This is a genomic window from Bartonella sp. AP88XZML (assembly GCF_042195565.1).
In the GTDB taxonomy this organism is placed as follows: domain Bacteria; phylum Pseudomonadota; class Alphaproteobacteria; order Rhizobiales; family Rhizobiaceae; genus Bartonella.
In genome coordinates this window covers 1-17,695 of the sequence record NZ_JBHIOQ010000030.1, presented here as the reverse complement: position 1 = coordinate 17,695, position 17,695 = coordinate 1, and the positions used below count along the sequence as shown (strand labels likewise).

The window sequence follows — 17,695 nt, the reverse complement described above, 5'->3', positions numbered from 1 at the left end:
TCCAATCCCCTTGAATTAACAAGATCTATTGCAATTTCTTACGAAGACTATTGCACACTTTAGAAAAATTCATTTGCCCCGCATACCGTTCCTTAAGCCATGCCATCACCTTACCGATATCGCGTAATTTTTCAGCCTTTGTTTGTGCCAAAGCTTCACAAAGAACCTGTTCTACTTCCATCTCCTTAAGTTGATAGGGAAGAAATTCACGAATAACTTCTATTTCTGCTTGTCCTCTCTCTGCCAATTCCAAACAACCAGACTCTTTATAGGCTCGCATCAATTCTTCACGCTGTTGAAGCATTTTAGTGAAAACAGACTGTATCTGCTGATCATCCACTTCTAGCTTCCCCTCATCATAATAAAGAATATCACGATCCCTAACTGCAGCATTCATTAAACGAAGTGTAGCAAGACGCGCACTATCTTGCGCTTTCAAAGCAGCCCTAAGAGCCCCATCAATCTGGTTACGCAACATAAATTTATCCAATTTTGTTCAAGAAGAAGATGCCTTTTAACCAATCTTTATCCATCTTGCAATGGAGGATAAAAAAAATAATTAAGGACTCGATCTTCGAAAAGCTAAAACAAGACTTTACCTCTTCATGGAATGTACTTATACTGCCTAATTCAAGCAAAACGTTACCAGAATAATATACACAGCATCTGCTAAAGGTATGATTTTTGTGTAAAGTTGATCATTATACCTTTCAGAGAATAAATTGTGGATACATACTATGATACAAGCGACTTCACCCAGCCACCCTTGGAGTATCAAAAAACCTACAGCCCTCTTAGTCTTAGCAGATGGAACCGTTATTGAAGGCAAAGGAGCAGGTGCTACAGGTATCGCTGAAGCTGAAGTGTGTTTTAACACCGCCATCACAGGCTATGAAGAAATCCTCACAGACCCGTCATACACACAACAAATCGTTAATTTTACTTTTCCTCATATAGGAAATGTAGGGGCAAATAGCGAAGATATTGAAGATCTCTCTCCTCTCAATTGTCATGGTGCTGTTGGCGCTATTTTCAAGGCAGATATTACAAATCCTTCAAATTATCGTGCCAATGAAAATCTTCATCAATGGCTTAAAATGCGTAAAATTATTGCACTTTGTGGTATTGATACACGTGCACTCACAATTCTTATTCGTGAAAAAGGTGCACAAAATGCTGTCATTGCACATGATGCTAATGGAAATTTTGATATTCCTTCTTTAAAGAAACGTGCGCAAAAATGGCACGGTCTCGTCAATCTTGACCTTACGAAAGATGTGACATCTCAATCTTCAATGCAATGGGATGAAAAACCATGGAGTTGGAATAAAGGATACGGTACAAACAATGTGCACAATCTTCATATCATTGCAATTGACTACGGTATTAAACGTAATATTCTTCGCCTTATGGCAACACAAAAAGCCCGCATTACTGTTGTGCCTGCCCACACAACTGCAAAAGAAATTCTGGCAATGAACCCTGATGGCGTTTTTCTTTCTAATGGACCAGGAGACCCCGCAGCTACGGCTCAATATGCCATTCCAACAATCAAAACATTAATTGATCATAATTTACCAATTTTTGGAATATGTCTTGGTCATCAACTTCTCGCTCTTACGGTTGGTGCAATGACCGTGAAAATGCACCAAGGACATCATGGTGCCAACCACCCAGTTAAAGACCTTAACACTGGAAAAGTTGAGATTGTATCGATGAATCACGGTTTTGCCGTAGATTCTGCCTCTTTACCACAACATGTTCAAGAAACACATATTTCTCTCTTTGATGGCTCAAACTGTGGTATTCGAATCATTGGAAAACCTATTTTTTCTGTTCAATATCACCCTGAAGCTTCTCCGGGACCACAAGATAGCCACTACCTCTTTCAGCATTTTAGTGATCTCATTATGAATTATAAAAAAATATCTTAAAATAAAAAGCCTCACCTTTTAGCTTCTCTCCTTCAAATTATATCATCTTCCTACGCACAATTATATTATTTTTATACCTACAACTTATTGAATAAATATTCTTATTTATCATTCTGAAACTAAAAAGAGCGCTCTGAATAGCTTAAATTTTTCTCATTCCTCTCCTCTTAAGGTCGTATCCATCAAAATCATTGGCTTCTCCCCCCAAGCAAGATAAGTGGGTCGATAAAAACCATTTTTAAAAAGAGTAAAGTGCCTAACCTTCAAATAAGTATTTGATTCACAGTACAATTTTAAGCATTCTATTGTGCATGAGAAGCATAACTCCTCCTAAAGAATAAAAAAAATTAAAGTGTGAGACAATGCAACAAATCTCTACTTTTTAAAAGATATTGCCGTAGATGGTTTTGAAAACTGTAAAGCCGAATAAAAAAGTAATAGCAAAACAGAAAACATCTTTTCAATTTTACAACTTTATATTCTTCCAAAATGAGGTTTTCTTTCGATTCCAGAAGTGATGCCAACAAATATAAGCAATATTTTACTTCCAATTTGCCATATAAAATTTGGAATTGTTCATACAATACTGATACATCTAACTCAGATACGTTTTAATCTTTGTTTTCAATATGCTGCTGCATTAGCACTGGATATTAATTTGCAAGCAATAGAAAAAATACGGACTCCCCCTCTACAAACAATATCACAAAATAAAAAAATTATTTTCACTAAATGAGAAGGATATATCGATATTCTATACAACACTTTGTGAAATAAATATCACAAAAAACTTTCTGCCTATAAAATGATACATTTTGTTTATCTTGTGCATTCTCTAGCAAAATAGTACGTACCAGCCCCTCTCAATAAATTAACGTACCCGCAAGACAAAAATAACTGTCGCAACAACAAGAAGAAAAAAGCCTCCAACAAAAGGAGCACCAGAAAAATAAAACAGTGCATTTTTATCTGTAAAACATTCAAAAAGAAACACATAAAAAACAGAACCAAATGTTAAACTCAACGAAATAACAGATGTCATCGCTCCTTGCAGTTCTCCTTGTACATTTGTCGGTACCTGCGCTGAAGCAATAGCACGTATAGGTGCATGAACAAGATACTCAAGCATAGTACACACACAAACCATATATACCATCCACCCCTGCGTCGCGAATGTATAGCCCAGCATAGCAACAGAGGCAAACAAAAGCCCCACTATAACAATATGCCAATCACTCCATCGTTTAGAAAAATAAGGCAAAATGAGAGCGACTACAATAAATTGGCCTATCCCAAAAACACTATAGGAGAGTCCAATAGAAAAAGAACTCCAATCATAGCGTTCTTTTGCAATGAAAGCCCAAATGCTTAACCATACAGATTCCGCAAACCAATAAAGAAAAAAGACCAATAACACCCAAAGAACCATCGGGTATTGTTTCAGATGCCAAAAAGCACCTAAGGGATTTGCCCGCTTAATATCAAAAAAGCGCCTATTCCATAAAGAAAGGGTTTCTGGAAGCATAACCCAAGAAAAAATAAAATTAATGAGAGAAAAACCAGCAGCAAAATAAAACGGAATACGCGGACCAAACTGACCTAAAAAACCACCAATAAACGATCCTAAAATAAACCCCAATGCGGATGCAATGCCTAACAAACCAAAATTGCGTGTACGGGTTTTATCATCGGATATATCCGCAAGATAAGCTGTACAAGTTGCAAAACTAGCGCCACTTATCCCTGACAAAAGACGTCCGATAAATAACATAGAATAGCTCCATGCTATAGCACATATGAGATTATCAAGAGCAAAGCAGATAATAGAGAGAAGCAAAATAGGACGACGACCATAACGATCAGAGAGATTGCCAATAACAGGAGCAAACAAAAACTGCATCACTGAATAAGCTGCAAGTAATTTTCCTCTTTCTACAAAAGATGTACTGACCTCTTTTCCAGTTAATTGAGAAAAATATTCAGGCAAAACAGGACAAATGATCGCAATACAAAGAATATCTAACAATAAAGTGATGAACACTAAAATGAGCCCACGCTGAACAAATTTCGGATTGAGCATTTGGTCTTGCATAACATACACACTATTTTACGCATACAATGACTCCCCCGCTCTCTTTTAACTCCCGTTTCCTTTTAAAAGTATTCTATAACCTATACTTTTCACATACAAAATAATAACAAATTAAAAATTACAAAAAGAGTCAAGATAAAAATATATTTTATATTAAATGAAAAAATACTTATGAGAATAAATCATTAACAATTCCTCGTAAGACATAGAATATCAAAATAATTTTATAGATATTATGATTAATTTTATAATACATTATTACCACTTATCATACTGCTAATTTTTAAAACATCAACTCTATTAGATAAATCAATAACATATAATAATTTAAATATTTAATAATCATCATAAAAATATATTAATACTGTAAAAACTGATTATATTTATTGAATCAATCAATATTATATGTTATTATTACATTCAAATCTAATAAGCATGAGAAAACAGTTCTTTTAGTACGTGTTGTGCGTGAACTGTTAAATTTAAAAATGGTGTATAAAATGCAAAAAATATCCCTATTAATTCTCACTTTAATGTTAGTGATAGGACGTGATGTCCAAAATTCTTATTCACAAGAGGGGGGGATAGAAAATAAAATAGAAACACAACAAACAACCAGCGTAGAGCTAGATCCCTATACTTTAAATAAATTAAATGCTCTTCTCAAAAAACGTTCAGAAATAAATGATCACGAAAAAGGAGCCATGATTGACTTTCTTTCTGAAGCTTTTTTAGGAACACCTTACAAAGCTAATATGTTACATGGCTCAGAAAATACACCAGAAAAACTGATTATTGATTTTAGAAGCTTAGATAACTTCACTTGTATGGATTATGTTGAAGCATTGCGCAAATCAACATCCCAAACAGAATTCATAAATAACGTCATAAAAACGCGTTATATTAACGGTAATGTTGATTTTTTAAATCGGAAACATTTTTTTACGGATTGGGCTTATAGAGAATATAAACTCGCCACTGATATTACCGCTGAAATAAGTCCCCATGCGGTAAAAATAGAAAAATATCTAAACAAAAAAGCTGATGGTGAAAGCTATCTTCCTGGACTTCCAGTTGTGAAACGCACAATAACGTATATTCCAAGTAACTTTATTAATGAAGAGGTTATAAGCCGTTTAAAATCAGGGGATTTCATTGGCATTTATGCAAAACTTGCTGGATTGGATGTAACACATGTGAGTTTCTTTATCATGACAGATAAAGGGCCGATGTTACGACATGCTCCTTCACACAAAGAAAATGAAAAAGTCGTCGATACCCCTTTTATGGATTATGTTGCAAAAACACCAGGAATCGTCGTTTTAAGAGCCCTTGAATAACATCATAGCGATATGAAATAGCTTTTCTATTCTTAATAGATATACTGAAGCTATTCAGATAAACGTCTAACTTTGTATAATCTACACGGATAAAATCATATTTGAAGAATGGCGGTTATAATTACCTTTACTGACTGAAAGCTGAAGGCAAGCAAAACTCTGTTATTTCTTGTATCATACTTTCTTTTCATATGCTCGAGCTAAGAATTATCTATAGACCACCGCCATTCTAATCTTTATGAATATAAAAAATATTTTTTGCAAGCATAAGTAAAATAAGGTATGTTATGATTATTGTCTCACAAAGTATTTTATATAAAATTTATAATTAAGCTCTATTTCCTCTCGCTCTCAAAAACAAGAGATCTATTCTTGACAGCCCCGTAAACAATACATCTTCTTAAGCCAATTTCAGCGGATAACCATTTCATGTAATTCAATTAAATGCCACCAGCAAGCCTTACTTCTCGGCATTGACCGCGCACTCAAAAAATGCTTAAGAGATCAAATTTTATAGGTCTTATCTCACCACACCTTAAATGACAGTGTACGATAACAGAATAAATCTTGCCTTAAGAGACTTTGTTTAATCTTCCCCTTTATTGATGCAAAAATACAATCAACAAAAGAGCATCATCGTATTTTCAAGAGATATGAGTTGCCACACCGTAAAAAATTAATGTTCGTAACATGACAACCCAATTGAAAAAATCTTTTTATATAAAAGGGATCACCGTTGTACCAGGAGGCAATTTTGCCTCATCTTCAGGCTCGACATGAATAGAAATACGCACATTATCAAATTCTTTTTGAAGAACAGCTTCGATTTTATCACAAATTTTATGTGCTTCTCCTACCTGCATTATAGCAGGCACAACCAAATGAAACTCTATAAAAGTAACCCTCCCAGCAACACGCGTCCGCAAATCATGGACCTCAAGCGCACCCGATGCATTTGCAGAAATCAGCTCCCGAATCCGCATGCTTTCATTCAATTCAACGCCAACATCCATTAATCCCTGAACAGCATTTCTAATCACCTTCCAGCCCTGTAAGAGAATATTAACAGCAACGATTATCGCTAAAATTGGATCTAAAGCTCCCCATCCTCCGACAAAACCAGCAATCAAACCAATTAAAATTGCAAGAGACGTAAAAACATCAGTTATAAAATGTACTCCATCAGCTTTAAGAGCCGGTGAGCGATGGAGTTTTCCCTGCCCAATAAGAACCATTCCCCACATACAGTTTATGACAGTTGCAATAAGATGAATAGCAAGCCATATTCCAGGTTTCTGCAACAATTTAACGGTAGAAAGAGCTATCCATGCTTCTCTTAAAATAACAATTGCCGCAATAATAATGAGTACCCCTTCAAGAATTGCGGAAAAATATTCCGCTTTATGATGCCCAAAGGGATGATCATGATCTGCTGGCTTCATACTCACTTTAACAGCCCACCATGCTGCCAATGATGCAAGGATATTAACGATTGATTCCAATGCATCAGAATAAAGTGCAACCGAACCTGTGATGTGATATGCCCAATATTTCAAAGCAAAAACAATACACGCAATAAAAATAGAGTATAAAGTTAAGCTTTGTATATTGATTTTTACATCCATGAACCTCATCCTTTTCTTCACGAAATAGGGAATTAATATTTTCAACCATATCATTATACTTTTGGCATAACGACGATCTTTCCTCAATATTACAGAAGCTTCATCATACAATAAACGCTTCAGCTCACCATTATTATCGTAAAAACTGCTCAGTTACACGAACAGCACCAATAAATAAAGAAGAGAGAAAATAATAGAAAGAAGAGCTTTCCCAAGAGCAATCAAACACATAACCTTCATTATTAATCGTTTTCTGAATAACTTAAAGCCATCTCACTTCTCATAAACGAAAAACTTGTTTTTGCTCAAATCTATCATAATCATGCATTTTTTTAGTCTTATGATGTGCATTATAACCCATCTATAAGCCATCTTTGCACCTTAGAAAAAATATCTTAGCACTCTACTGTAACCTTACAGGTCAACTGGATTTTAAAATATGATTTACTAAAAAATTTAGATATAGAAATGAAGAACAATGATTACCCTCAAAAAAAAGAATCTGGGCATTGGGGACCCAGATTCTTTTCCCTTAGAAATTAAGGGCATACAGAACTTGGGAAATAGCGGGGACCCAAGACACTGCACCCGATACGAGAAAAATATATGATTCCGTATCAGTATTTTCACATTATACCTATGGTTGTATATTGTCAACATAAATTCTACCATAAGTTTTAAAAAAGTATTTTTTTATCTCTTCTTTTAAAATAAAAAAATTCTAACATCTGGAAATCATAAGAAAAAAGCACTAAAAATCTCGCATGCATTTGAATATCACAACAATCAATGAAACAGATGATCCACGCCTAAAAGCCTATCATAATATCCGTGAAAAAGATCTTGTTGGACGGCAACATCAATTTATTGCTGAAAGCAAAGTAACTTTGTCCGCATTACTGCACTCAAAAGAGTTTTCTGCCATCTCACTGCTTATCTTAGCAAACCGTCTCTCTGGACTTCTACCGCTTTTAGAAAAAACACAGCCCCTATGTCCCATTTATTGCGTTCCACAAAAAGTTATGGATAATATCACCGGTTTCCATGTTCATCGTGGTGTTCTGGGTATTGGTAAACGCAAAATACTGCCATCTTTACAAAGTTTTTTACAATATCTTCCAGAAAAAGCTTTGATTCTTGTTTTATGTGGTATCTCGAATCACGATAATATGGGATCAATTTTTCGTAATGCAGCAGCCTTTGCCAGTAATGGCATTATTGTCGACAAAACCTCATGCGATCCACTTTATCGCAAATCAATAAGAGTTTCTGCCGGTGCTGCTTTAAAAGTACCCTATACACAAAACGCTGATATAGATGACATTATAGCTGCTCTAAACGATGAAAACTTTCATCTTTATGCACTCTCCCCTTCTGCCTCACACACTCTCAAACAAGCCAACAAAACCAAAAGAATGGCACTTATTTTTGGAACAGAAGGCGATGGCTTACCACCCCATATACTACAACAATCAAACACCTTACGTATTCCCATGACTGACGGTTTTGACAGCCTTAATGTTGCCACAGCCTCAGGTATTGCACTTGCTCATTTTACCAACTTTGACCACTAAAGATGATAACACTTCAAGTTATAGAACATACCTAATGTTGTGTGTTATCTACCAGTCTCCAATAATATTGCCGTTCCCTAGCCTTTGAAAGCATTGATAAAAAACATTTTTACATTTTTTTCATCACTTTCCACACCCTAACCCCACTTATGACGTGCAGAAGATATAATGTTGATGGATTCAATCATAAAACAAACTTTCAATGAGAAAATCTTCCGGAAGTCTCTCATTCAAGTTTAAGGTTAAAGATATCATTAAATCAATTTACTATGCTTTATAAAGCTGTTGTTTTTAGTTCTGAGGAAACAGAATCTTTTGTTTCGAGATTGCATAAAACGCGCTTCAACATCATTTCAGTATCGGCTGCACGTTCTGAATGTGTTACAAATCCTCCCCCAAGAATACGCGCCTCATGACCATTTCCATCATAAAGAACGCAAGCTTGCCCTGGTGCCACACCATTTTCACATTCCAATAAATCAACGGAAAAAATACCTTCTTTATAATGTAAGCGCGCAAGATGAGGAGGACGCGTTGAACGCACCTTTACAGCCACCTCAATACCTTGAGAAGGGAAATTATCTAACGACTCATCACCAAGCCAATTCACATCACGTAAAAAAAGCTTATGCGTTTCTAACATTTCACGCGGTCCAACAATAACACGTGCATTTTCCACATCGAGATAAACCACATAAAGCGCTTCACCCGTTGACACCCCAATACCACGACGTTGACCAACCGTATAATTAACAATTCCCGAATGTTTACCTAAAATCTTTCCATCAATATGGACAATAACGCCAGGATTAGCTGCTTCTGGACGCAGTTTTGCGATAACATCTGAATATTTTCCTTGTGGAACAAAACAAATATCCTGACTATCATGCTTATTGGCAACCACAAAGCCCATTTCTGCTGCCATTTCACGAACGCGGGCTTTTGGAAGGTTACCAAGTGGAAAACGCAAATAATCAATCTGTTCTTGTGTCGTTGCAAAGAGAAAATAACTCTGATCACGATCATTATCGAGAGGACGAAAGAGTGCTCGATGCGCTCCGTGGGAACGCGAACGAATATAATGTCCCGTAGCCAAAGCATCTGCCCCCAATTCGCGTGCCGTTGCTAATAAATCAGCAAACTTAACCGTTTGATTACATGCAATACATGGTACTGGGGTCTCTCCATGAGCATAACTTTCTGCAAAAGGATCAATAACAGCTTCGCGAAAGCGCTTTTCATAATCAAGAACATAATGCGGTATTCCTAGTGTTTCTGCAACGCGGCGTGCATCCTCAATATCTTGTCCTGCACAACACGCCCCCACCCGATGCGTTGCTTCCCCATGATCATAAAGCTGCAACGTAATGCCAATAACATTATACCCTTCCTTTTTCAAAAGACCTGCAACAACCGATGAATCAACCCCTCCCGACATTGCAACAACAATGCGAGAATCCTCAGGTTGCCCTGGTAAATCAAGACTGTTTAAAAACATGTATTCATTCTCTATTTAATGCTCTGTTTAATGGCTACCCATATGTTGACATTCTGATGCACGCTCTTTAGCACTTTTACATGATTGATTGTCTTTATATTATTTTTTTATCCTTTCCACAACCATAGGCATTACTTTCTTAAGAGCTGCTGCAAACAAAAAAAGAATGATGGAAATAAGGCATAATGGTAATCGTTTAGGAGAAATCCTTTTTTCTCTTTTGAAAAATCCAGTAAAATATTGCAAGAATCTCTTCTACACACTTCAACTTGAGCTTCTTTTTACATACCCAATCACTTTATTAATTTTTTCTTTCAGCGCTTTTAGCTCTTTTTTAAATTTCATGCTCTATAAACGAATCAAGTCCTTGACTAAAGGTAGAGGATACGAATGAGCAACTTGATAAAAACACAAATGAAATATGTTATTGGGCCAGATGGAAGTCCGCTTACAATTGCCGACCTACCGCCGCAAACAACACGGCGCTGGGTGATTCGTCGCAAAGCTGAAGTTGTTGCGGCTGTCAGAGGTGGATTGTTAAGTCTTGACGAAGCGTGCCACCGTTATACTTTGACTGTAGAAGAATTTCTTTCATGGCAAAGTTTAATCGATGAACACGGTTTAGCGGGATTACGAACGACCAAGATTCAACACTACAGGCATTAAGTTGCCATTGATTAATAAAACATAAAGCAATCTATAAAACAGCCAAACTTGATAAAAGTTTGGCTGTTTTATACTATATCCAAAAGATAAACCTGAAAGAATGGATTTTTCAATAATTGCTTTTATCATCCAGCCATTAAATTAGCCAACCATTGAATTAGATTGAATCAAAATATCCTTATCATCCGCAGCAATCTTCTTTTCTCGTGCTTCCAAAAGCTGTGCACGTTGCAGCTCTGTATTAGCTTCATGGAGAGCAATTTCAGCATTTGTTTTTTGAAGTTCTAAATCACGAATTGAATTGATCAGATTATCACGTCTTTGCCGCGCTGCACGCGCAAAAGCAGAATAAGCAAAATGGTGAACATCATTGTTTCCAGATTTACGTTCTTCATGAGTAATCTGTGCTTCCAACTCTAACACCATTCGTTCAAATTCTGCGATCATCATCTCAAGCTGTGCAATTTCACGGCGCTTTCCACGCACTTGAAACATCCTTAATCGCACCATATTTTCTCGTGGCTTCATACTCACTACTCCTTGATTGCGCCAACTCAAAACTCGCATTCACACCCAATAAATATCTTTTAGTTATATATCTATCCGACAAAAACAGTCTATTAACTTGAAATTATAATAATTTTTGCCTTTCATTAAAGCATCTGAAAATACAATCTGCTTTAATAGAGCAATAACTATTTCTTTAACTTTTCCCCTATTATAAACTGAAGAGGTTTAAAGCTCAGTAAATAAACACTGAAATTGTAAAAAAGTAATTTATAAAGCTCTTTTACAAATTTTTTTAAGTTAAAGTTTATAGAAAAAGCCCTCCTTTTTTATTATGTTAAAAAATATAGGATTTTTCTAAAATAATTTTGTAGCCTCTTTCAAAAATAACAATATTTTGTTAACCACTATCATGGATAGTGGGGAATTTAGTAGTGATTGTTACGCGTACTACTGAAATGTTCATAAACGCTTTGTTATAAGTGTTTGATTTAATGAATTGTTTTTATAACAGTGGTTTTGCTAACTGATATAAAATAGAAATGCTCCTTATGATTCGTGAAGGAGCAAAGTGAGGGATCTAAAATGCGCGTATTATTAATTGAAGATGATAGAGCAGTTACTCAAAGCATTGAGTTGATGTTAAAGTCGGCTAACTTTAATGTTTATATCACTGATCTGGGTGAAGAAGGTATCGATTTAGGAAAACTCTATGATTATGATATCATTTTGCTTGATCTGAATTTGCCTGACATGTCAGGGTATGATGTCTTGCGGACTCTAAGGTTGGCAAAAATAAAAACTCCTGTCCTAATCCTTTCTGGTATGAATGCCATTGAAGATAAGGTTCGTGGTTTTGGCTTTGGAGCAGACGACTATATGACGAAGCCTTTTCATAAGGATGAGCTCATTGCACGTATCCATGCAGTTGTTCGTCGTTCAAAAGGACATGCACAATCGGTTATTGTTACCGGAGATCTCACCGTTAACCTTGACACAAAAACTGTCGAAGTTGCAGGGCGCCCTGTTCATTTAACCGGTAAAGAATACCAAATGTTAGAGCTTCTCTCTTTACGCAAAGGCACCACCCTTACCAAGGAAATGTTTCTCAATCATCTCTATGGTGGAATGGATGAACCAGAACTAAAGATTATCGATGTTTTTATCTGTAAATTGCGGAAAAAATTGGAAGCAGTCTCTTCCAGTGTAAATTACATTGATACAGTTTGGGGACGTGGTTATGTATTACGTGATCCAGTTGAAGAGAACGTACGAAAAACCGCTTAAGCAGTGAATATGCACATTGTAAAATCTCGGAGTGTAGCGGGCCGAGATTTTTTCCCCGAGATCTTTTCTCTATTAAAAGTAGAGAACTCGCACACTAAAAATCTCATATAGAAAGCGCTTAAAGCTTAAGAAGTAACCACACCCAATTTACACATATAACCTTATCGCTCATAAGTTCAATCGAAGCCACTTTTCCCAACACAGTTTAAGCGCTTCTCTCTTATTCAAAGCTTTTTTACACTTTCTAAAACAATACAACCATCACTTTCATCAATATTTATTTTCATCTCTGTCATCTGAGCAAGTAACATTGTGTAATAAAATTGGATGACATGTGCATCAATAAGCTCTTCTTGAACTTCTCCACGAAATAACGCAAGAAAATGAGGGGGGATATGGAGAGTTCTACCGAAAACCTCAAATCGAAAAGAACGTTTATTTTCTTCTTGCAAAATCATAACAACAATTTCACCACCACGAGAAACTGTTGCGTTTGCAATCAATAATAAATTAAGCAAAAGTTTAACTTCATCTTTTTCTAACAATAAAGAAGAAGCTTGCCATTTTAAAGTTGCTTTTTCTTCTTTCATATATTGTTGAGCAACCTGCTCTGCAGTCCGTGTATCTATTTGTCCTCCACTTGCACCAGCAAAACCAAAAGCCAATCGCGCAAATTGTAGACGTGCAGCAGCACTCGCAACGGATAAACGCACCAATTGTAAAGCATCTTCTTCAGCTCCTCCTTCATCATAAAGCTCCATTGCATTTTGAATAGCCCCCACAGGTGAAATCAAATCATGGCAAATACGACTACAAAGCAAAGCAGCAAGATCCATAGGCTTCAAAGAAATATCTAACGTCATAATGATTGAAAACTCCTAGATTCAAAAAAACAAACTTTATTTTAAAGAAAAACTCTTAACATCTGATGCATAATAGGAAACATTAACAATCATGCTAAAAAATTCAGAAATAAATTCAAGAATTTAAATAACCTTATATCTTATTTTTTATTTGAATAGAATGAAAATTCTAATATTATCTTTTTGTTTATCACTAATAAAAGGAGAAAACTCCATGGCTCTCTCTCTGCTCAAATACTGGTACAAAAATATTATATCTTTAATCTTCCTTTTATTCATCACCATAAACACTACACAAGCTCGACTAAAACCAATAGAGCAAAACGAACCTCATTATTCACTCCAAGAAATTATTGATTCTGGTCATATTTTTTTTGGAAAAACAGCTAGTGGTCTGGCTGTTGCAATTCAAAATATTTTTTCAAAATACGGTTATCCCAATGCCTATATTTTAGGAGAAGAAGCTTCTGGTGCCTTTTTTGCTGGATTAACCTATGGCGAAGGAATGGTTTTTACCAAAAGCTATGGTCAACATAAAGTTTTTTGGCAAGGTCCCTCAGTAGGATGGGATTTTGGCGGCCAAGGCTCCCGTTTAATGATCTTAGTTTACAATCTTAATGGCATAAATAATTTATGGAGACGCTATGGTGGTATTTCAGGTTCGGCCTATTTAATTGCAGGTGTTGGTTTTCATGTCCTAAAATACCATAATACCTTGTTAATCCCAATACGTACAGGAGTCGGCGCACGCCTTGGTATCAATATAGGATATTTAAAATTAACACATAGACCGACATGGAATCCGTTTTAAACGTATTCTTATTTGAAAAGGGGTATTATGCTTATTCAATCATTTCTTTTTTTTATACTTGGAGTTGCTTTCACTTCCTGGTTACTGGTGCTTTTATCTCCTTTTATTTGGCGTAAAGCCGTTCATTTTGCGTATAAAGATGTTTGTGCGAAAATACCATTATCACTCGCGGAAATAGAAGCAAATCACGATTTTCTTCGTGCACAACATGCTGTAGAATTAGCAAACAACCAACAAAAGTACGAATTTTTGCAAAAAAAATATGTCCAACAAAAAATACAACTGAGCCAAGTAACAGAACAGTTTTATCGGCTATGCCTCCCCACAAAAGATACTCTCACCAAAGAAGCGATAGCAATCAAACAAAATATCGCCACACTACACACTTCCAAAGGAAAGACAAATGATGCGTGAAAAAGTCGCACACTATCAGCAACGCTTACAAAAAATTCAAACTCATGAGCTGGACACGACCGCTAACCACCAATTGCTAGAAGAACTCCGAGAAGAAACAAAAGAACTTGCAGCAACATTAGCAGCTCAAATAGCGCTACAAGAGGGGAATACATCACCCATCAACACATTGATTCAAAAATCCAAAAGCAAAAATGACCTAGCATCACGTATTCGCCAAAAAATAACTTTTCTCTCCAAAAGCCCCGTTAAATAAGTTATCTTTTAAAACACCTTAAATGAAGAGTAAAATCAACAAAGGTTCATTGTAACTTTCATAACCTAAATCCTTTTTATTAAACGTGACTTTTTTGCTAAGCTAAAGGACAAAGTTTCTTAGCCCATACCGTTCTGTTAAAAAATATCTTCTTGTCTAGAAGCTTCACTTTCTAATCATATCACCGCTCTAAAGGACAACATTTCATAGGTCCTAGAAAGGAAATAATACCAAAACATTGGCCACACACTCTAACAAAAAATACCTTCTAAGATGGATCACCAATAAAGCTTTGACCATAATTTTAAGGATAAAAACACGCTCTCAAGAGTGATAAAAATCTCTTATTTTTTTGATAATCATATCCTGATCCGTTTGTGTCAAGTAAGGATGCATTGGTAAACTTAAAACACACCCTCCTAAAGACTCTGAAACAGAAAGGGAATCTTTTACATAAGGGAAGTGTTTATAAGCTGGCTGTTGATGTAAAGGAGTTTTATAATAAATCATTGTAGGGATAGAATTTTTTTGTAAAAAATCTTTTAATTTATCCCGTTCTTTTACCTTAATCGTATATTGTGCATAAGCAGAACGAATATTTTCTCCTATTTCTGGAACTGTAACAATATCTCTTAAGCCATTGGAATAGCGTTGAGCAATTTCCACACGCTTTTCCATTTCATCTTCAAAAATCGCAAACTTTTCTAGTAAAATTGCAGCCTGAATGCTATCTAGACGCGAATTCATACCAATACGTACATTGTCATATTGCGTTTCACCTTTACCATGAAACAAAATAGAGCGTAAAAGTTCTGCAAAATGATCATCATTGGTCATCATAGCGCCTCCATCGCCATAACATCCTAATGGTTTTGCAGGATAAAAACTTGTAGCAGCCACATCACCAAAAGCACCACACATAGTATTACCGCTTCTCCCCCCCATAGATTGAGCAGCATCTTCAATTATAAAAAGATTTTCCTTTGCAGCCACTTGAGCAATTTGCACATAGTCAGCAGAAAGCCCAAATAAATCAACGGCAATAATAGCTTTTGGCTTTAGACGTCCCTCTTTTTTTACCATTTCGATAGCGTGAGAAAGTTTTTCAACATCAATATTGAATGTATCAGGTAAAACATCAACAAAAACAGGTTTAGCCCCCACCAAAGCAACCACTTCAGCCGTTGCTGAAAATGTAAAACTAGGACAAAAAACAGCATCCCCTGGACCAATATTTTTAGCCATAAGAGGCATCTTCAAAGCATCTGTTCCATTAGCACATGCAATCACATGTTTAACGCCAAGATATTCTGCCAATTTCTCTTCAAATTCTGTTACTTTTGGTCCCAAAATATACTTACCACTAGCGACTACATGCGCAATTGCAAAATTAATTTTATCTTCAATACGCGCACGCTGCGCCCCAAGGTCGATGAATTGCATATTAACTCCATTGATCATCACAAGAATGCAAAAGCGCTACCTATCTCTTTTATCTATCATAATTGACATCAGCAGCTGTTAAAATCCGTAAAACCGCAATAGCATCATCACCATTTGTACGAGGTGATTGACGCGTTTCAATACAATGGAGGAAATGCCGTAATTCGCAAGTAAGCGGCAAATCTTCACAAACATCAATGTAATTCAGCTCATCCATGCTAAAAGCCCACTCTTGATTTTCTTTCCAAACGGCAAAATAGTGCATTGCCAATTTACGACTCCACGGTTCCATATCATCAAAAACGAGTATAGCCTTTGTTCCAACAACAATTAAACGCCTCTCACGATAAGAACTCAAGCGTGAAGTAAAAAGATGACTACGCACGCCATTTGGAAAAATCATATGAATATGAGAAAAATCAGAAATCTGATCAACGACAGCAGCCCCCTCACCGCGAATTTCGGAAGGTTCACATCCTGTCAACGCCAAAATCATTGAGAGATCATGAGGGGCAAGATCCCATAAAGCATCACTGTGTGTGTGAAATTTTCCAAAGCCTAATCTATGAGAATAAATATATCGCACATCTCCCACATCTCCGTTTTTCACCAATTCACACATTTTTTCAAAAGCTGGATGAAAACGCAAAATATGGCCCACCATAAAAACTCGCTCATAGGCCTCAGCCTCCTGAACTTGGCGTTTAGCATCAGAAACATTCAAGGCTATTGGTTTTTCCACCAAAACATCTTTACCATTTTTAACAGCACGGAGCACATTTTGCGTATGCAATTGTGGCGGCAACGCTAATACCAGCGCATCAATATCTCGATGCGTAAAAAGATCATCTGGTGTAACAACCTCTACACCATACAGTGTTGCAAAACTAGCAGCACGATCATTATCAATATCAGAAACTGCTGCTAAAGCCCCGAGAGAGTGGAGTGTCCGTATATGATTTTCACCCCAATGACCGCATCCTAAAACCGCTACACGTGGCACCATTTTCATGCCTTACCTTACTTTATCATATGAAAATTACACTTTTACATATCGAGGATAAAATAGAATGACAAGAGAAAAGCTTAAAAACGATGCTTGACATCTTACTATTCTACCCCTTATATCCGCAAAAGATGTAATTATTGACAATTATGATTGCTTATTTTGGCGGAGTAGCTCAGTAGGTTAGAGCAGAGGAATCATAATCCTTGTGTCGGGGGTTCAAATCCCTCCTCCGCTACCATTACTTGTTTGTTGTAGCTTGTAGCTGTAGCTTGCCTGTATGTAGCTTGCCAGCGGGTGTAGCTTGCCAGCGGGTTTTGTATAATTTGCCACTAGGTTTTGTACCAATTTATTTTTTTTCAAAGAGTTTTTAAGGGGT

Annotated in this window: 16 protein-coding genes and 1 tRNA gene; 9 read left to right on the top strand and 8 right to left on the bottom strand. The window is 36.3% G+C overall.

Annotated features, from left to right (window positions below; genetic code table 11):
• Positions 1–25 precede the first annotated feature (25 nt).
• Positions 26–478: a GatB/YqeY domain-containing protein gene (locus ACFIK2_RS03075; RefSeq protein WP_375609255.1), complete on the bottom strand. Its 453-nt coding sequence runs from the start codon at positions 476–478 to the stop codon at positions 26–28.
• A gap of 259 nt (positions 479–737) precedes the next feature.
• Between ACFIK2_RS03075 and carA the strand changes: the two genes are divergently transcribed.
• A complete protein-coding gene (gene carA, locus ACFIK2_RS03070) occupies positions 738–1,934 on the top strand; it encodes a glutamine-hydrolyzing carbamoyl-phosphate synthase small subunit (RefSeq protein ID WP_375634636.1) in 1,197 nt (398 codons plus the stop codon).
• A gap of 871 nt (positions 1,935–2,805) precedes the next feature.
• Here carA and ACFIK2_RS03065 read toward each other — a convergent pair.
• Complete coding sequence (locus ACFIK2_RS03065) at positions 2,806–4,026, bottom strand: MFS transporter (protein ID WP_375618195.1); 1,221 nt, start codon at positions 4,024–4,026, stop codon at positions 2,806–2,808.
• 500 nt (positions 4,027–4,526) lie between these two features.
• Between ACFIK2_RS03065 and ACFIK2_RS03060 the strand changes: the two genes are divergently transcribed.
• A complete protein-coding gene (locus ACFIK2_RS03060; protein WP_375618194.1) occupies positions 4,527–5,366 on the top strand; it encodes a DUF1460 domain-containing protein in 840 nt (279 codons plus the stop codon).
• 716 nt (positions 5,367–6,082) lie between these two features.
• Here ACFIK2_RS03060 and ACFIK2_RS03055 read toward each other — a convergent pair.
• Positions 6,083–6,991 (bottom strand): cation diffusion facilitator family transporter, encoded by a 909-nt coding sequence (locus ACFIK2_RS03055; RefSeq protein ID WP_375618193.1) that lies wholly within the window; start codon positions 6,989–6,991, stop codon positions 6,083–6,085.
• 764 nt (positions 6,992–7,755) lie between these two features.
• Between ACFIK2_RS03055 and ACFIK2_RS03050 the strand changes: the two genes are divergently transcribed.
• Positions 7,756–8,565, top strand: a complete 810-nt coding sequence (locus ACFIK2_RS03050) for a TrmH family RNA methyltransferase (protein ID WP_375633042.1) — start codon at positions 7,756–7,758, stop codon at positions 8,563–8,565.
• Between the two features lie 274 nt (positions 8,566–8,839).
• Here ACFIK2_RS03050 and mnmA read toward each other — a convergent pair whose 3' ends face one another.
• Positions 8,840–10,063 carry a tRNA 2-thiouridine(34) synthase MnmA gene (gene mnmA, locus ACFIK2_RS03045; RefSeq protein WP_375633044.1) on the bottom strand — a complete coding sequence of 408 codons (1,224 nt, stop codon included), beginning with the start codon at positions 10,061–10,063 and terminating at the stop codon, positions 8,840–8,842.
• A 390-nt stretch (positions 10,064–10,453) separates the two neighbouring features.
• Between mnmA and ACFIK2_RS03040 the strand changes: the two genes are divergently transcribed.
• Complete coding sequence (locus tag ACFIK2_RS03040) at positions 10,454–10,729, top strand: DUF1153 domain-containing protein (RefSeq protein ID WP_273790817.1); 276 nt, start codon at positions 10,454–10,456, stop codon at positions 10,727–10,729.
• 141 nt (positions 10,730–10,870) lie between these two features.
• Here ACFIK2_RS03040 and ACFIK2_RS03035 read toward each other — a convergent pair whose 3' ends face one another.
• Positions 10,871–11,257: a flagellar export protein FliJ gene (locus ACFIK2_RS03035; RefSeq protein WP_375606932.1), complete on the bottom strand. Its 387-nt coding sequence runs from the start codon at positions 11,255–11,257 to the stop codon at positions 10,871–10,873.
• Between the two features lie 564 nt (positions 11,258–11,821).
• Here ACFIK2_RS03035 and ctrA point away from each other — a divergent pair.
• Positions 11,822–12,523: a response regulator transcription factor CtrA gene (gene ctrA / locus ACFIK2_RS03030; RefSeq protein WP_273790819.1), complete on the top strand. Its 702-nt coding sequence runs from the start codon at positions 11,822–11,824 to the stop codon at positions 12,521–12,523.
• 224 nt (positions 12,524–12,747) lie between these two features.
• Here ctrA and chpT read toward each other — a convergent pair whose 3' ends face one another.
• Complete coding sequence (chpT, locus tag ACFIK2_RS03025; RefSeq protein ID WP_375676875.1) at positions 12,748–13,386, bottom strand: histidine phosphotransferase ChpT; 639 nt, start codon at positions 13,384–13,386, stop codon at positions 12,748–12,750.
• A 214-nt stretch (positions 13,387–13,600) separates the two neighbouring features.
• Between chpT and ACFIK2_RS03020 the strand changes: the two genes are divergently transcribed.
• From ACFIK2_RS03020 to ACFIK2_RS03010, 3 genes are read left to right on the top strand one after another with little or no spacing between them, the layout of a single operon-like run.
• A complete protein-coding gene (locus ACFIK2_RS03020; RefSeq protein ID WP_375613340.1) occupies positions 13,601–14,197 on the top strand; it encodes a DUF1134 domain-containing protein in 597 nt (198 codons plus the stop codon).
• A gap of 27 nt (positions 14,198–14,224) precedes the next feature.
• A complete protein-coding gene (locus ACFIK2_RS03015; protein ID WP_375662061.1) occupies positions 14,225–14,611 on the top strand; it encodes a hypothetical protein in 387 nt (128 codons plus the stop codon).
• Positions 14,601–14,867 (top strand): hypothetical protein, encoded by a 267-nt coding sequence (locus ACFIK2_RS03010; RefSeq protein ID WP_375611955.1) that lies wholly within the window; start codon positions 14,601–14,603, stop codon positions 14,865–14,867. The genes ACFIK2_RS03015 and ACFIK2_RS03010 overlap by 11 nt, the downstream gene beginning before the upstream one ends.
• A gap of 324 nt (positions 14,868–15,191) precedes the next feature.
• Here ACFIK2_RS03010 and ACFIK2_RS03005 read toward each other — a convergent pair whose 3' ends face one another.
• Together ACFIK2_RS03005 and ACFIK2_RS03000 are read right to left on the bottom strand one after the other, a co-directional pair.
• Positions 15,192–16,310: a DegT/DnrJ/EryC1/StrS family aminotransferase gene (locus ACFIK2_RS03005; protein ID WP_375633048.1), complete on the bottom strand. Its 1,119-nt coding sequence runs from the start codon at positions 16,308–16,310 to the stop codon at positions 15,192–15,194.
• Between the two features lie 49 nt (positions 16,311–16,359).
• The gene (locus tag ACFIK2_RS03000) at positions 16,360–17,316 is read right to left on the bottom strand and encodes a Gfo/Idh/MocA family protein (protein WP_375633056.1); all 957 of its coding nucleotides are present in this window, start codon (positions 17,314–17,316) and stop codon (positions 16,360–16,362) included.
• Between the two features lie 164 nt (positions 17,317–17,480).
• On the opposite strand from ACFIK2_RS03000, the gene ACFIK2_RS02995 reads away from it, so the two are divergent.
• Positions 17,481–17,557, top strand: a tRNA-Met gene (locus ACFIK2_RS02995).
• Positions 17,558–17,695: the final 138 nt, after the last annotated feature.

Bases quoted from the DNA above. Each gene is read 5' to 3' on its own strand.
- ACFIK2_RS03065 (WP_375618195.1), bottom strand. From the start codon at position 4,026: ATGCAAGACCAAATGCTCAATCCGAAATTTGTTCAGCGTGGGCTCATT.
- ACFIK2_RS03005 (WP_375633048.1), bottom strand. From the start codon at position 16,310: ATGCAATTCATCGACCTTGGGGCGCAGCGTGCGCGTATTGAAGATAAA.
- ctrA (WP_273790819.1), top strand. From the start codon at position 11,822: ATGCGCGTATTATTAATTGAAGATGATAGAGCAGTTACTCAAAGCATT.
- ACFIK2_RS03055 (WP_375618193.1), bottom strand. From the start codon at position 6,991: ATGGATGTAAAAATCAATATACAAAGCTTAACTTTATACTCTATTTTT.
- ACFIK2_RS03040 (WP_273790817.1), top strand. From the start codon at position 10,454: ATGAGCAACTTGATAAAAACACAAATGAAATATGTTATTGGGCCAGAT.
- ACFIK2_RS03050 (WP_375633042.1), top strand. From the start codon at position 7,756: ATGCATTTGAATATCACAACAATCAATGAAACAGATGATCCACGCCTA.
- ACFIK2_RS03035 (WP_375606932.1), bottom strand. From the start codon at position 11,257: ATGAAGCCACGAGAAAATATGGTGCGATTAAGGATGTTTCAAGTGCGT.
- ACFIK2_RS03060 (WP_375618194.1), top strand. From the start codon at position 4,527: ATGCAAAAAATATCCCTATTAATTCTCACTTTAATGTTAGTGATAGGA.
- ACFIK2_RS03015 (WP_375662061.1), top strand. From the start codon at position 14,225: ATGCTTATTCAATCATTTCTTTTTTTTATACTTGGAGTTGCTTTCACT.
- ACFIK2_RS03075 (WP_375609255.1), bottom strand. From the start codon at position 478: ATGTTGCGTAACCAGATTGATGGGGCTCTTAGGGCTGCTTTGAAAGCG.
- ACFIK2_RS03000 (WP_375633056.1), bottom strand. From the start codon at position 17,316: ATGGTGCCACGTGTAGCGGTTTTAGGATGCGGTCATTGGGGTGAAAAT.
- carA (WP_375634636.1), top strand. From the start codon at position 738: ATGATACAAGCGACTTCACCCAGCCACCCTTGGAGTATCAAAAAACCT.
- ACFIK2_RS03020 (WP_375613340.1), top strand. From the start codon at position 13,601: ATGGCTCTCTCTCTGCTCAAATACTGGTACAAAAATATTATATCTTTA.
- ACFIK2_RS03010 (WP_375611955.1), top strand. From the start codon at position 14,601: ATGATGCGTGAAAAAGTCGCACACTATCAGCAACGCTTACAAAAAATT.
- chpT (WP_375676875.1), bottom strand. From the start codon at position 13,386: ATGACGTTAGATATTTCTTTGAAGCCTATGGATCTTGCTGCTTTGCTT.
- mnmA (WP_375633044.1), bottom strand. From the start codon at position 10,063: ATGTTTTTAAACAGTCTTGATTTACCAGGGCAACCTGAGGATTCTCGC.